The organism is Herbaspirillum lusitanum (genome assembly GCF_046025995.1).
GTDB classification, from domain to species: Bacteria; Pseudomonadota; Gammaproteobacteria; order Burkholderiales; family Burkholderiaceae_D; genus Herbaspirillum; species Herbaspirillum lusitanum_A.
The window spans coordinates 1-334 of sequence record NZ_JAQQFM010000037.1; the positions used below are offsets into that span (position 1 = coordinate 1).

General features: G+C 61.1%; 1 pseudogene. It reads right to left on the reverse strand.

Annotated features, from left to right (window positions below):
• A pseudogene (locus PQR62_RS25590) lies at nucleotides 1-334 on the reverse strand (electron transfer flavoprotein-ubiquinone oxidoreductase); the annotation flags it as partial.

Here is a 334-nt window from a genome sequence, read left to right on the forward strand (position 1 = left end):
CGCGCCGCCCGGGAACACCAGTTTCGGCAGCGACTGCAAGCCGCCGGCTGCAATCGCGCGCGCGCCGTAGGCCAGACGCTTGCCGCCTTCAAAGAATTTGCGAATCTCGGGATGGGTCTTGTAGCGCTGGAATTCTTCGTAGGGCGAGAGGTAGGGATTTTCGTAACCGAGGCCGACCACGTAACCGACCGCCACCTGATTATTCTCCAGGTGATACAGGAAGGAGCCGCCGTAAGTCTTGCCATCCAGCGGCCAGCCGGCGGTGTGCACCACCAGGCCAGGCTGATGCAGCTTGGGATTGATTTCCCAGATTTCCTTGATGCCGAGGCCGTAG